The 12,418-nt window shown below is 63.3% G+C and carries 12 protein-coding genes; 6 read left to right on the top strand and 6 right to left on the bottom strand.

Annotated features, from left to right (window positions below):
- Positions 1-78: 78 nt before the first annotated feature.
- Entirely contained in the window at positions 79-819 is a 741-nt protein-coding gene (locus tag AC0ZT5_RS07530; protein WP_488495906.1) for an XRE family transcriptional regulator, read from the bottom strand.
- A 94-nt stretch (positions 820-913) separates the two neighbouring features.
- Between AC0ZT5_RS07530 and AC0ZT5_RS07525 the strand changes: the two genes are divergently transcribed.
- Complete coding sequence (locus tag AC0ZT5_RS07525; RefSeq protein ID WP_488495905.1) at positions 914-1,366, top strand: hypothetical protein; 453 nt, start codon at positions 914-916, stop codon at positions 1,364-1,366.
- Here AC0ZT5_RS07525 and AC0ZT5_RS07520 read toward each other — a convergent pair whose 3' ends face one another.
- Positions 1,367-2,092, bottom strand: coding sequence for a Crp/Fnr family transcriptional regulator (locus AC0ZT5_RS07520; protein ID WP_477283037.1), 726 nt, complete (start codon positions 2,090-2,092; stop codon positions 1,367-1,369). It lies immediately after the preceding gene.
- Positions 2,093-2,521: 429 nt separating this feature from the next.
- On the opposite strand from AC0ZT5_RS07520, the gene AC0ZT5_RS07515 reads away from it, so the two are divergent.
- Complete coding sequence (locus tag AC0ZT5_RS07515) at positions 2,522-2,737, top strand: hypothetical protein (RefSeq protein ID WP_477283039.1); 216 nt, start codon at positions 2,522-2,524, stop codon at positions 2,735-2,737.
- A 142-nt stretch (positions 2,738-2,879) separates the two neighbouring features.
- Here AC0ZT5_RS07515 and AC0ZT5_RS07510 read toward each other — a convergent pair whose 3' ends face one another.
- Positions 2,880-3,911, bottom strand: coding sequence for a hydroxyacid dehydrogenase (locus tag AC0ZT5_RS07510; protein WP_488495904.1), 1,032 nt, complete (start codon positions 3,909-3,911; stop codon positions 2,880-2,882).
- A 193-nt stretch (positions 3,912-4,104) separates the two neighbouring features.
- Between AC0ZT5_RS07510 and AC0ZT5_RS07505 the strand changes: the two genes are divergently transcribed.
- Positions 4,105-5,184, top strand: a complete 1,080-nt coding sequence (locus AC0ZT5_RS07505) for a LacI family DNA-binding transcriptional regulator (RefSeq protein WP_488495903.1) — start codon at positions 4,105-4,107, stop codon at positions 5,182-5,184.
- A 19-nt stretch (positions 5,185-5,203) separates the two neighbouring features.
- Here the strand turns inward: AC0ZT5_RS07505 and AC0ZT5_RS07500 are convergent, their stop codons facing one another.
- Positions 5,204-5,431, bottom strand: coding sequence for a hypothetical protein (locus AC0ZT5_RS07500; protein WP_477283045.1), 228 nt, complete (start codon positions 5,429-5,431; stop codon positions 5,204-5,206).
- A 69-nt stretch (positions 5,432-5,500) separates the two neighbouring features.
- On the opposite strand from AC0ZT5_RS07500, the gene AC0ZT5_RS07495 reads away from it, so the two are divergent.
- Entirely contained in the window at positions 5,501-5,632 is a 132-nt protein-coding gene (locus tag AC0ZT5_RS07495; RefSeq protein ID WP_488495902.1) for a hypothetical protein, read from the top strand.
- Between the two features lie 18 nt (positions 5,633-5,650).
- Here the strand turns inward: AC0ZT5_RS07495 and AC0ZT5_RS07490 are convergent, their stop codons facing one another.
- The gene (locus AC0ZT5_RS07490; protein WP_477283049.1) at positions 5,651-6,871 is read right to left on the bottom strand and encodes an FAD-dependent oxidoreductase; all 1,221 of its coding nucleotides are present in this window, start codon (positions 6,869-6,871) and stop codon (positions 5,651-5,653) included.
- Between the two features lie 89 nt (positions 6,872-6,960).
- A complete protein-coding gene (locus AC0ZT5_RS07485; RefSeq protein ID WP_488495901.1) occupies positions 6,961-8,487 on the bottom strand; it encodes a glucosamine inositolphosphorylceramide transferase family protein in 1,527 nt (508 codons plus the stop codon).
- A 315-nt stretch (positions 8,488-8,802) separates the two neighbouring features.
- Between AC0ZT5_RS07485 and AC0ZT5_RS07480 the strand changes: the two genes are divergently transcribed.
- Positions 8,803-10,857 (top strand): GumC family protein, encoded by a 2,055-nt coding sequence (locus AC0ZT5_RS07480; protein ID WP_488495900.1) that lies wholly within the window; start codon positions 8,803-8,805, stop codon positions 10,855-10,857.
- Between the two features lie 13 nt (positions 10,858-10,870).
- The gene (locus tag AC0ZT5_RS07475) at positions 10,871-12,205 is read left to right on the top strand and encodes a VpsF family polysaccharide biosynthesis protein (RefSeq protein ID WP_488495899.1); all 1,335 of its coding nucleotides are present in this window, start codon (positions 10,871-10,873) and stop codon (positions 12,203-12,205) included.
- Positions 12,206-12,418 lie beyond the last annotated feature (213 nt).

The following is a 12,418-nucleotide window of genomic DNA, read 5'->3' as shown; positions in this document are numbered from 1 at the left end:
GCAGTGCAACATGGCGGAAAAAGGGAGGCGCCCTTCCACCGGCAGCGCCGCATCGTCTGTTGTTCCGGATCTATTGCGTCAGGCCTCGCGCGCGAGGCTGGCCACCAGATGATCGACGTCGGGGTCATCGAGCCTGACGATGTGGGCCATCCGCATCGCCTGTTTCAGGCTGATCCTGGTGAGGTCCCGCCGCATGATGGCCGACACGAAGGTTGGCCCTGATTCCGTCAGGACGATGGCCCTGCCGACCAGGACCGGCTCCGAGATGGGGGCCCATTGCACGGCCATGATCGACGGCTCGCCGGTCGGGCGGCTGTTGATGCCGCTGAAATAGATCCAGTTCAGGCGCGAGATCACCACGCCGTAGTGGTTGCCGGGAGCTCGTGCTCCGCCCTGGCTGTCGCCTGGAGCCCACCGTGTCACGCGCCTGAAGGTGACCAGCTCGGTCTCACGCTGCACGAAGGTGATCGAGCGCATCAGAAGGTCGGGGCGGCCGGGGACCGAAAAATAGGTGAAATAGGTGCCACCGGCGATGGCCGGCGAGGGGGGATGCACCATGGTCTCATACAGTCTCTGGCGTAGCGATGCGTGGCTGTCGCTGGCTGCCGCGGCAGCGGGCTCGCGATACAGATCGTTCTCGTCAATCTTGAAGAAGCCGCAGATCAGCCTGGCGGTGGCTTTGTTCGGAATGGCCTGGCCTTGCAGATAGCGCTCGAACTGGGTGCGGTTGATGCCAAGCTCACGGCACACCGCGCTCACGGAAGCGTGGCGTTGCACCAGCCGCCTGAGGTTGGCGGCGAGATTCTCGCGAATTGGCACGACATCGCCCCCCGCGACGTACGGAGCGCTTATCCAAGCGATAGCTTATATTTCTCAACCTCGCATGCCGCAATGGCCTCGCGAAGAGGGACCTTTGGCCAATAGCGCGGCCGGCTGCGAGCTGCAAACTGTACGTTTTCGACAATCCGCCTATGCAAGCCAGGCAAATGGGCGTATTTCAAAAAGCCAAGAGCGACCTGGATCGGCCACTCGACATCCTATGATGGAGGGCGGTTTGGATCATACCCGCCTGGTCGAGCTTCTGGACTATACGCAGACGCAATTGAGCAAGATACGCCAGGCGGTGGCCGCGAGCGATCACGTCGGCGACATGTTCGCCATAGATTGCCTTGTCGGAGCGGCGGCCGAACAGACGAAATGCAAGCTCGCGAGCCTGGAGCATGCAGGCTTGCCGATCGGCAGAGATGGGCCAATCGGCAGAGAGGGGCCGATGAGCCGGAACAGCGCGGCGGATGCCTATGAAGTCGGTGCGACGCGGCCCGGCAAAGCGACGTCATCGGGCAAGCCGTCGGTACGGCGTTCTTGATCAGTCGGCATCGATCTCGCCGACCAGCCTGACATATTCGGCCTCGGCTTCGCCGTAACTGCCGTTGGCGAGTTCTTCCAGTCCGGCGCGGTCGCGGATGACGATTTCGCCGCGGCGCGAACGGATCAGCGCGCGGCCTTCCAGCAACTGGAGGGCAACGGTGACGCCTGGCCGCCGAACGCCAAGCATGATGGCCAGGAATTCGTGCGTGATGGAGAGGGTTTCGCCAGGCACCCGGTCGTCGCACATGAGCAGCCACCGCGCCAGCCGCTCCTCGAGCTTCAGCCTCGCGTTGACGAGCGCGGTGCAGCCGGCCTGGGTCTGCAGCGCGTTGACGAAGCGCAGCAGGAACATCCGCAAGGTCGCACTTGCCGCAAGGGCTGCATTGAAAGGGCCGGCTTCGATGCGTATGGCCTCGCCTTCAAGCTGCACATAGCAGGCATGCACCGCACGGTCGTCACCCATCACCAGGGAAGATCCCGTCATGCCTTCGAAGCCGATGAAGCCCACTTCGGCCTCGTGGCCGCTGGTCGTGCTGGCGACCACCGAGCCGATGCCCCGTTCGATGAAGTAGACGGCCTCGATCGGAGTATTGGGGCTCACCAGTATCTGGCGCAAAGGCAGGTCGCAGCGCTGCATATGGGGCTCGAGCAGCGCCAAGTCATCCGCCGGCATGCGCCGCAGCAGTTGATTTCGGTATTGATGGTTTTTATCAGGATCGGTCATGGCGCGGCCCAATACAGGGCAAGAGCCATCCCATCTCCCAGCCGTCCGCGCCCCGTATCAACGTGCCGACGATGGCCCGTATATAGGGAGTTTGAACTAAAAAACCTAGGAATGCGGTATGAATTTCGATGCACGGCGGCCCCCACCACCGTTCGCATACGAAAAGATCGACCTGAACGTTAGTGTCGGAAACGTACCAAACCCGTCTTGGTACAAAACCGACATATCCAGTCGGAACGCCGGATCACGGGGGCGGTCGATAAAATCCGCCGGCTAACGACAAAGGCACCATGTCACAACTGGTCATCCGTTCGAAGCGTGGCTGATGACTCGCGTCTTTCTTTGGCAGGCGGGAAAGTGTACGATTTTTACGGTTGGCGGCGCGGACATCGTCAGGCAAGTGGCCGCTGTTCCAAGAGGGGGCTTCTCATGTCGAGCCTTAACAAGCGCCATCCCGGCTTCTATCCTTCCGATCTGAAACTGTGCCAACGCGTCTTCGACCAGGTCTGCTCTGAACGCAAACTTGATCCGAAGTCGCCGGAGCCGGACGTGCAGCGGCTCGCAGCCACGGTGTTCTCGCTGTTCGAGAATGGCTGCAGCAATGAAACCGAGTTGCTTGAGAGTTTCAGGCGGACCCGCCAGTGACCAAAGTCCGGGTCATGTTCTCGGACACCCGGGCGGCATTGAGTTGCGAGGCCAGGACAAGTATCGGGCGGAGATCGCGCGCGACATCCCCTGGCGGTATTTGATTGAGCTCCGGATCGAATGGCGCGCCAACCGGGCAGGTTCAGTTCTTATCCACCGGCTTCGAACGCATCCTCGATACCGTCTCGCGCTCGGCGCGCTTGGAGCGCAGCGGCGGCAGGCCACGATCGATCAGGTCCATGTCCTCCAGCACCATGTCGCCCATGCGCTTGAAGGCGCTGTCGAGCGCGCCGGCGCGGTGGGCCGAGCGCAGGAAGCCGGGCAAGGCACGAACCGGATGGTCTTGCGCCAGTGGCTCTTCCGGGAAGACGTCGCTGGCGGCGACGATATGGCCGCTTTTCACCGCCGCCATCAGGGCGGGAAAATCGACGACGCCGGCACGGCTGAGCAGGATGAAGGCCGCACCCCTGCGCATGCCGGCAAAGGCATCGGCGCCGAGAAAACCCTGGTTCTCGCTGGTCACCGAAGCGACGACGAAGACGAAGTCGCTCTGCGACAGCACCTCGTTGAGCGAGGCTGGCTCGACGCCATTGTCGATCAAGATCGACGGCGGCAGCCAGGGATCGAAGACTTTTGTGCGGGTGCGGAAGCCCGACAGCAGCCGGTTCAGCGCGCGACCGAGATCGCCGAAGCCGATGATGCCGACATCGGCGCCCGACAGCAACCGGGCCGTCCGGTTGCCGTCGCCGCCCCACAGTTCCTTGCCCTGGCGAAAGGCGAGGTCGGCATCAACGATGTCGCGGGCGAGGTTGAGCGCCATGGCAAGGCCAAGCTCGGCCACCGGCTCGGCGAAGACCAGGCCGGTGGTGACAACATGGATACCGCGCGCAAACAGCGTCTCGTAGGGCATGTTGTTGATCAGGTTGGTCTCGACGTTGAAGACGCAGCGCAGCGCCTTCATCTTGTCCAGCGTTTCAGGCGTGATCGGCGGCTGGCCGACGATGTAGCGGGCTTCGGCCAGCACATCGGCCGGCAATTTTGCGACGCCGTCGAGTGTCGTCTCGACGATACGGTATGTTTTCCGGAAGCGTGCCAACTGCGGAGGCGTGAAGATGAGGTCGAGCGTGCGCGGTTCCGGCGCGCTGATGACCAGCGGCAAGGTGCTGTCTGACATAGCAATTTCCTCCGGGCGCGAACCTCATCGCACATTTTTAGTTTGCACATGTCGTTATCCCGTTGCACACTTTTGGGCGACATGCACGGAGACAAAATACCTCCGATTAAACGATTTACAATCACGAAAAATCGATTTACTCGTGTGGTAGCGGACGAAAAATACTGACGTCCGCGCCTCGTGAGGAGGACCAATGGCGCATAGGCAGGGCCAGCGGCGGCGTCCGTCGATCCACGACGTGGCAAGCTATGCCGGCGTGTCGGCCGCCACCGTCTCTAAGGTCATGGCCGGCGTCACCACGGTGAAGCCCGAGAATGCGCGCCGTGTCTTCGACGCCGTCGAGCTTTTGGGCTACCGCGTCGATCCGCTGGCCTCCGACATGCGGCGGGCCAAGCGCCGCATCATCGGTGCCATCATGCCGGAGTTCGAGAGCGAGTTCTTCGGCCAGATGATCACCCAGCTCGAAGGCCTGGCCGAGCAGCGCGGCTATACGCTGGTGGCCGCATCGAGCCGTGAATCCGAGGCGCGTGAGAAGGAAATCCTCGAACGCATGCATGACTGGCGGGTGGCCGGCGTCGTGCTGGCGCCGGTGCGCAACGAGCACGGCCCGGCGGCCGGGTTCATGAAGGCCAACGGCATGACCGGCGTGCTGATCGACCGCGTGCTGTCGGACGATGCGTTCGACACCGTGTCGGCCGACAGCGCGGCGGCAAGTGCCGAGGTGGCGCGCGAACTGATCGGCAAGGGCCACCGCCACATCCTGGTTGTCGGCCTTGGCGAACAGGCAGCCACGATGCACGCTCGCCTCGACGGCTTTCGCGGCACCGCGTTGGCGCTGGCGCCGGATGTGCGCATCGACGTCGTGCTTGCCGAAAGTGATGTCGAACCGCTCAGGTCGCAATTGCGTGACTATTTCAATCAAGGCGAAGGTGGGGGCGGGGGCCCACGCCCGACCGCCGTCTATTCGCTGTTCCTCAAGGGCACGCTGGTGGCGCTGTCCGAATTCCGCCGGCGTGGCTGGCATTGTCCCAACGACATTTCGCTGGTCGGCTTCGACGATGCCGAGTGGATGCAGGTGACATGGCCGGCCATCGCCGCCGTGGTGCAGCCGGTGCGCCAGATCGCCGGCCACGCCATGGACGCCCTGTTTGCCAGGATTGAAGGCGGGGAGGGGCCGCCGAGAGCACAGCTCGAGCCTTGCCAGGTTTTGATGCGGGAATCCGTTGGCTCGCCAGGCAACAGTCCGCATTCCGGGGGAGGAAACCGACGGTGAAGGCGATCGCCGCTATCGGCTACAGCGGCGCCGTTGCGCTGGAAATCTTCACCAAGCGCTCCGCAGCCTCGACCAGGCGCCATTGCGCGGTTTGTATCCTGCTGCGCAGCGCAATGTTCTCGGCCAGCATTTCTTCGGTGCGTTGAATCGCGAGCTCGGTCCGGTTGATGCGCTGCCTGGCATTGGCAACTTCCAAGCTCAAAATATCGGCCACCATCCCGTGACCGTGGGGTTCCGTGGTGTTCATCATAAGTTTCTAACACCTGGCGGGCGATTTCGTTCCCGCTTCCTGCGCACACGGCGCGAAACATGAACCATGTCGATGTGGACATTGCCGGCGGGTTGGCGGCGTAGCGGCCGGTGGCCGGACGATCCGGACGATGTGATTGGCGTCGGATTGCCGTTCCTGCGCGCCGAAGCACGCAAGGCGGGGCTGACGCTGGGGTGATCCGGGCGACGGTGTGTTCTATGACGCTTCGCCAGCGACAGCATTTGCCCGCCGCAGGCCCAAATGCCGTATCTTGCGGCCGACGATCATCAGCTGGCGCGCGGTGTTGTTGCGCAGGCGGCGGATGCGCCATTCCAGCCCTGTGCCGGTGGTGATCTCCTTGGCATAGTAGCTCACCCGCATGCCGTTCTCATCGGAGGCGATTTTGACCGGGTCGTCATAAAAGGCGCAGATCTTGTCAGCCGCCATTCCAGGTGTTTCGAGCCAGCGCGGAATGTGAACCGAATGGAGCCGATCGACATCGGTCATCACCCGCTCGATGCCGACGCCCGGCGTCGGGCATGTGGTCCAGAAGGCGTCACCGATGAAGACGACCCCGTCGCGGCGATGGCCTTGCGTCGTGGTCAGATTGATCTGCCTGACCTCGACAGGGCCTGCCATCTCGAAGTTCCCGCATTGCGCTGATATCTCGGGCATCAGTTCGCAAAGCATCTTTTGCGGTTCCTGGCGAAACGCCCTGGTCCACGGCTCGGCCACCAGCCGGTAGACGAACATGTTTGCCCGCATCTTGTTGCCAATCGGAAAGACGCTGATGTAGGCGACACGGTCCCCGGCCCGTTTGGCGTAGCAGGTGACGGACTGATAGGCGAAGTCACGCGGCGCGATGGCGAGGTCGAAGCCGATCGATAGCGAAAATGCCTTGGATTCTTCTATACGGTTCACGCCGATGGCGCGCCGCACCGCTTCGCTGTAGCCGGTGGCCACCACCAGAAGCCGCGCGTCAATGACGGAGCCGTCAGCGAGCACAAGCCGCTGCTTGTCCGGTCCGGTGGTGATCTCGGCGACCTTGCCCACCGTCAACGGAACTTGCGGCGGCAGCGCGTCGCGCAGGCCGTTGATCAGCGCGCCGTAGGAAAATCCAAACTCGCGGTGCATTTCACGCGCGAACAATTGTCCGAGGCGAAAAACATGGACCTCGTCCATCGGAGTGACGAGAGGCAGAAGCGTCGCGTCGAGGCCCAGCCTCTCGAACTGCTGCATCTGCTTCGTGCCGATCTTCTCAGCCCTGAACTCGTCGTGATGGACGCGGTGCGGATCGATCAACGCCACCTTGCGCCCGGCTTTTCCAAGCACCGTCGCCAGGGTGGTTCCGGCCAGCCCGGCGCCGACAATCGCCACATCGACTTCGGCTGGGCCAGCCTCTGCGATACTCATTTCACCGCCCTTTCTGCTGGTCATCTTTCCGCTCTGCAACCTTTGGTGGAAAATACGTCCGGTCTCAAATCAACCTCAAGCAACCTGCACGCGCGGCTGGTAGTAACCAATGTTTAGGTTAATACCGGGCCGCCTCGTTGCCTCCAGCGCGGTGCAATCGCCGAGCCGTCGATGAACTCGAAACCACCCGCCTCGTTGAGCGTGTGGAGCTTGCGCCCATCCCATAGCGCACCTGGATTTAAGATCGTCTCAACAACCTGCTCCATGCCGATCAAATCAAGGTGAGAGATGCGTGCGATGCCGAGCGCCGCGCCATAGCTCCTGCGACAGTCCTGCACCGGGCGCAGCAATTGATCGCCTCGTTTCACCATGCGGCCGGCCGGGCGCGCCGAGGCGATGTCGATCAGCACCGGATTGTTCGGGTGCGGCGTCCAGGGACCGCGAAAATCCGGCGCCGACCACAGATGCAGCGTGTCGGAGAAGGCGCCTGCACCATCCCGGACGGTGGGTTCACCGTCCCGGACGGTGGCGAACATCCACCAGCTGCCGCCGTGCTCGACCAGAGTGGCGTCGCTGGCGACGATGTCGGACAGCAGCGTCGCCTCCTTGACCCAGCCGCCGGGAAAGGCAGTCGCCCGGTAAAGATCGACCGTGCCGTTGGCACAGCTTTCCGGAACCATCCAGACCTCGCCGTCGCGCTCGAAGACGAAGGGGTAGGAGAGATGGCAGGGCAGTTCCAGCACCGGCTCAGGGCGGCCAAGCGGGCCGTCCGGACCGAACGGCACAGCCGAGATGATGGCCTTGCCGAGCCGGTGGATATAGTCCTCGACGAACAGGGTCAGCTGGCCCTGATAGAGGATTGGGAACGGATCGGCGTAGAAGCGGCTGCCATCGTCCGGCAGCACCTGCCAGCCCGATGCCGGATGCGCGCGAAGGTCGAACAGATCCCGGCCCTTGGTTTCGCGCCAGCCAACCTTCCAGTGCGGCGCGTTGTAGCAAAGATGGTAGATCTTCTGGACGATCCGCCGCGCCAGCGCCTTGGCCGCCTTGACGCCAAGCTTGCCGGCCGAGGGCATCGTTGGCGGGGCACCGGCCCGCGCCGGCTCGGGCAGAACCGGCACGGCCGACGCTGCGCCTGACATCGCCGCAACGATCAGGCTTGCCGTACGCGCCAGCATGTCCTGGAAGGACGCCAGCGCGATGCCGCCATATTCGGTTCCCAGGCGCCCGGCGGCAATCGCAGCCCCGTTTTCCTCGACGCGGGCGAGTGGCGTCTGGCCGGCGAGGATCAGGGCGAGCAGGGCCGCTTCGCCGCTGGCGCCGCCATAGGTGACGCGCCAGATCCGTGTGCCTTCGAGCTGAACGTCACCGCAGAGGTCGACCACCAGATCGACCGAAGCGGGCGGCGAGCCATAGCGGGCAAGCGCCGAACGCGGCACGCGCTTTGCCAGCCCATCGCGGGGCAGGCCATGGATTGCCGTTTCAAGTTGGAACAAGGCCTCGGCGCTGCGCGGGATACCGCCGCCAGCCGGCCCGGCATCGACGAACAACTCGACATCCGCGAGCGCGGACAGGCGTTGAGCGAGCAGGACATGGAAGCCACGGACGCAATCGCCGTCCAGGCGCAGGCTTAGCCGCATGTTGAACACCTGGCATTTTCGTGGCCGACGTCAGAACATGGGACACTGGTGTCGGCCCGGTTGAAGTGTTGCCCCATTTTCGTCCGTCTCTCGTTCAGCTGCGTGGTGTCAACACCCCAGTGCGTTTACCTAAGCAAACTCCGTGCCAAAATTCATGCGGGTTCCAAACATAATTAATAATGTTTTAACAATTGGAGTAATAGCTAGGTTCATGCCCGCGATTTGGTCTTGCAGGCAAATGGAGTATTGTAGGAGGCAGCTATGCTATCATCTCTGCCCATTGTGCCTCAGCAATACTTTCCGGAAGCAGGATCGGTGGAACCAGCGGGATCATACGCACCCTCGACCGTCGAGCTTGGCGATCTGAAACGCATTCTGGTGCGCCGCCGTCTCTGGATCATCGGCACCGCCGTACTGCTGACGCTCGCAACCCTGCTTTACGGCCTCCTCACGCCGGCGCTGTACAGCTCCGTGGCGGAAATCATCATCGATCCGCAAGACCTGCAAGTGGTCACCAACAATATCAATCCGAGCGGACTGGCGCCCGATGGCGGCATCACCCAGGTTGAAAGCCAGGTCAGCGTCGTCCAATCGACGGGCGTGCTGCTGCGGGCGATCGCCGCGACCAAACTGACCGAGGATCCGGAATTCAACGGGCAGGGCATGGTGTCGCGCGTCCTCGGTTCCGGTTCGGTCGCGACCGACAGGACGGTGGCAACGCTCGACGCCCTGCGCCGGCGCCTGGCGGTGAAGCGGGCGGACAAGGTCCTGGTCATCGACGTGATCGTCACCGCCAAGAGCGCCGACAAGGCGGCACTTCTGGCCAATGCCATCGCGCAAGCCTATCTGGCCGACCAGGCGAGTTCGCGCGCGCAGGCCGCCACCGATGCGTCGAAGTCGATCACCGCGCGGCTAGACGAACAGCGAAAGCGCGTTCAGCAGGCCGAGAATGCCGTCGAAGCCTACAAGTCCGCCAACAACATGGTGATGGCGGCAGGCAATCTGGTCAGCGACCAGGAACTGACCGAGCTCAATACGCAGCTTTCGGCGGCGCAAAGCCGCACGGCGACGCTGAAGGCGCAGGTCGACCAGATGCGCAAGCAGAGCGGCACGCCCGATGCAACCTCGGAAGCGATGCGCTCGTCGGTGATTTCGAGCCTGCGCTCGCAGGAAGCAACACTTGTCGACCAGGTCTCGCAGCTTGGCACGGAACTGGGGCCGCGCCATCCGTCGATGATCGCCGCGCAGCAGCAACTGCGTGACACGCGGCAGCTGATCGCGCGCGAACTCGGCCGGATCCAGACGGCCACCGAGACCGATTACGAGCGGGCGCTTGCCAACCAGCAGGCGCTTGAAACGAAAGTCGCCAGCCTCAAGAACAAGTCGCTCGACACCGACCAGGCATCCGTGCGGCTGCGCGAATTGCAGCGCGATCTCGAGGCGGTCCGTTCCGTCTACGCAACCTACCTGCAGCGGGCTCAGGAAACACGCGAGCAGATCAACGTCGACAGCACCAACGCGCGCGTCATTTCGGATGCCATGCCGGCCCAGAAGAAGAGCTGGCCGCCGCTGGGGCTGCTTTTGTTTGGCGCGGTGTTTGGCGGATTGGGGCTGGGCACCGGCCTGGCGCTGATTGCGGAATACTCCTCGCCGACTGTGCTTTCCAGCGCCCAGATGCAATTCACGATCGATGCCCCGGTGCTTGGCATCCTGCCTGCGGGAGCGAAGGCGGGACGGCGCTGGTGGCCTTTCGGCACCAGCCCGACCGTCGCGACCAACCAGAAGACGGACGCCGTCATCGGTCTCGCGCTCCGGCGCATGTTCAGCTCGGGCCGGCGTCCGGCGGATTGGCCGCTGGTGCCGTCGATCCTGGTGACGTCGCCGCCAGAAGATGGCCAGCAGCGCCACAGGATCGCACGGCTGCTCGCCAACGCCGCGGCGGCCAGGGGCAGCCGGGTCCTGTTCGTCGATACCAACACCAGCAACGGCCAGAAGGACCCGCAGCCCGGCATCCTTGATGTACTGCGCGGCGAATATGCGTTTGAAGCCGTCAGCCGGTACGCCCCGGGCAGCAACGTCGCCCTTCTAGGCAGGGGCCGACCCAAGGCGATCTTCCAGGAAGCGCACGGCGTCTACTTCGCGCAGCATATGCTGGCCCAGGCGAGCCGGAGTTTCGAACTCGTTGTCGTCGATGGCGGCGCGCTGGCCGAGAATCTGAATGCCTCGCCGCTTGTCGCCATGGTCGACGAGATCGTAGTCGTCGCCAGGCTGAACGCCACGCCGATGCGCGATGTGACGGCGACGATGCAGGCGATTTCCGTCATGGGGCGGGTGCCGACAGGCGCGTTGCTGGTCGACGAGGCGGCCTGACATGGCGTCCGGCTTGAGCGGAACAGCCTCGAATTTCGGCGCTGCCGCGCCCCGCGCCGGCACCTCCGTCGATGCGGTGACCCAGGTTGGACTGATCGTAGCCGTGCTGGTGCTGTTCGCCGTCTCGGGCGGCATGCTCTGGCTGCTGGGCTACAATTACGACGGCCTGTCAGGCAGCGCGGCGACCAAGATACATCCCTCCACCTATCTCATCATTCTGCTGTTTGCCTGGCGTTCGTGCACGTTCGGCAATCCGGTCGGCTATTGCGTCCACGTCGCCGACAGGCGGCCCGCCACCGCACTGATGAGCGTCATCGCCGTCGTGCTCCTGGTCGTCGTCATCGTCAGGCAACGTCCGGGCATGGCCGGCATGATCGACACTTTCGTGGCTTCCGGGCTGCTGGTGCTCATGCTCGGCGAGGATGACGAATGGACATTCGCCCGGCTGCCCACCGTCATTCATGCGGTCATGACGGTCAATGGGCTGCTCGCCCTTGTCGAATTCGCCACCAAGACGCTGGTGTTTCCCTATCGTTTCGATGGCGAGGTGTTTGCCACCGATCCGCGCTCGAGCGCGCTGCAGGGGCATCCGCTTGTCAATGCCACGGTGACGTCGGTCTATGTGCTTGCCCTTTTGAGCGGCTCAAGATCGCTGCCGGCTCCGCTGCGGCTGGCGATGATCGGCCTGCAGTGCGCGGCGCTCGTTGCGTTCGGCGGCCGGTCGGCGATGGTGGTGACTATACTCCTCGGCGGCAGCTATTTGCTCTTCCACGGCTTTCGCAAATTGCGCACGGGACGCGTCAACCTGCTCGGCGCCGCATTGGCGATGATGCTGGCCGCGCTGCTGCCGGTTGCCATCGCCGTATTGGCCTCGCAGGGCTTTTTCGATGCGCTGCTTGGCCGTTTCGTGTCGGATGGAGGCAGTGCAAATGCCCGCGTCGAGATGTTCGAGATCTTCAACTATCTGGAGCTGCGCGATGTGATCGTCGGGCCGAGTGTCGATCTCGTCGAGAGCCTGCGCCGGATCAACGGCCTCGAATGGGGTATCGAGAACCCGTTCGTGCGCATGACGGTGTACCAGGGCGCCTTCTTCACCCTTCTGATGATGTCCAGCTTCGGGCTGTTCATGCATGAGGTGGCGCGCCGCTGCCATCCTGGCGTGTGGCTGCCGGTGGTGGGCTGGCTCATTCTTCTCAACACCTCGGAAAGCATCTCCTCCAAGACCACGCTGCTCACCAAGGTCGCCGTGCTGTGCCTTGCCCTTTATCGGCCAGCACGGTCGGTGATCAGGCCGGTCAGCGTGGTTCGTCCTTTCGCGGAACCGCAGAACCGCTCCACATCTTCTTGATGCAATTGCGGACGGAAAGCCGTTTCACAAAGCTCAATCAACCGGCTGCCGCCAATGGCCGAGATGGGTCGGAAGCAGTAGGTCAGCTTGTGGTGGAGGGAACTACGATAGCGGACCTTCAACCTCCAAGGTCAGATGTCGTGACGTGACCCCTTCGAGACGTTCGAGCCTGCAGCGTGGAAGGACCCGATTCGAGCCATTTCCCTACTTTCC

This window comes from Mesorhizobium sp. CNPSo 4670, assembly GCF_057784235.1.
This window is presented reverse-complemented; position numbering and strand designations above follow the sequence as displayed.

Excerpts from the sequence above, each read along its gene's own strand:
- AC0ZT5_RS07505 (WP_488495903.1), top strand. The coding sequence starts at position 4,105 with ATGGCGCATAGGCAGGGCCAGCGGCGGCGTCCGTCGATCCACGACGTG.
- AC0ZT5_RS07500 (WP_477283045.1), bottom strand. The coding sequence starts at position 5,431 with ATGAACACCACGGAACCCCACGGTCACGGGATGGTGGCCGATATTTTG.
- AC0ZT5_RS07495 (WP_488495902.1), top strand. The coding sequence starts at position 5,501 with ATGTCGATGTGGACATTGCCGGCGGGTTGGCGGCGTAGCGGCCGGTGG.
- AC0ZT5_RS07520 (WP_477283037.1), bottom strand. The coding sequence starts at position 2,092 with ATGACCGATCCTGATAAAAACCATCAATACCGAAATCAACTGCTGCGG.
- AC0ZT5_RS07490 (WP_477283049.1), bottom strand. The coding sequence starts at position 6,871 with ATGACCAGCAGAAAGGGCGGTGAAATGAGTATCGCAGAGGCTGGCCCA.
- AC0ZT5_RS07510 (WP_488495904.1), bottom strand. The coding sequence starts at position 3,911 with ATGTCAGACAGCACCTTGCCGCTGGTCATCAGCGCGCCGGAACCGCGC.
- AC0ZT5_RS07515 (WP_477283039.1), top strand. The coding sequence starts at position 2,522 with ATGTCGAGCCTTAACAAGCGCCATCCCGGCTTCTATCCTTCCGATCTG.
- AC0ZT5_RS07485 (WP_488495901.1), bottom strand. The coding sequence starts at position 8,487 with ATGCGGCTAAGCCTGCGCCTGGACGGCGATTGCGTCCGTGGCTTCCAT.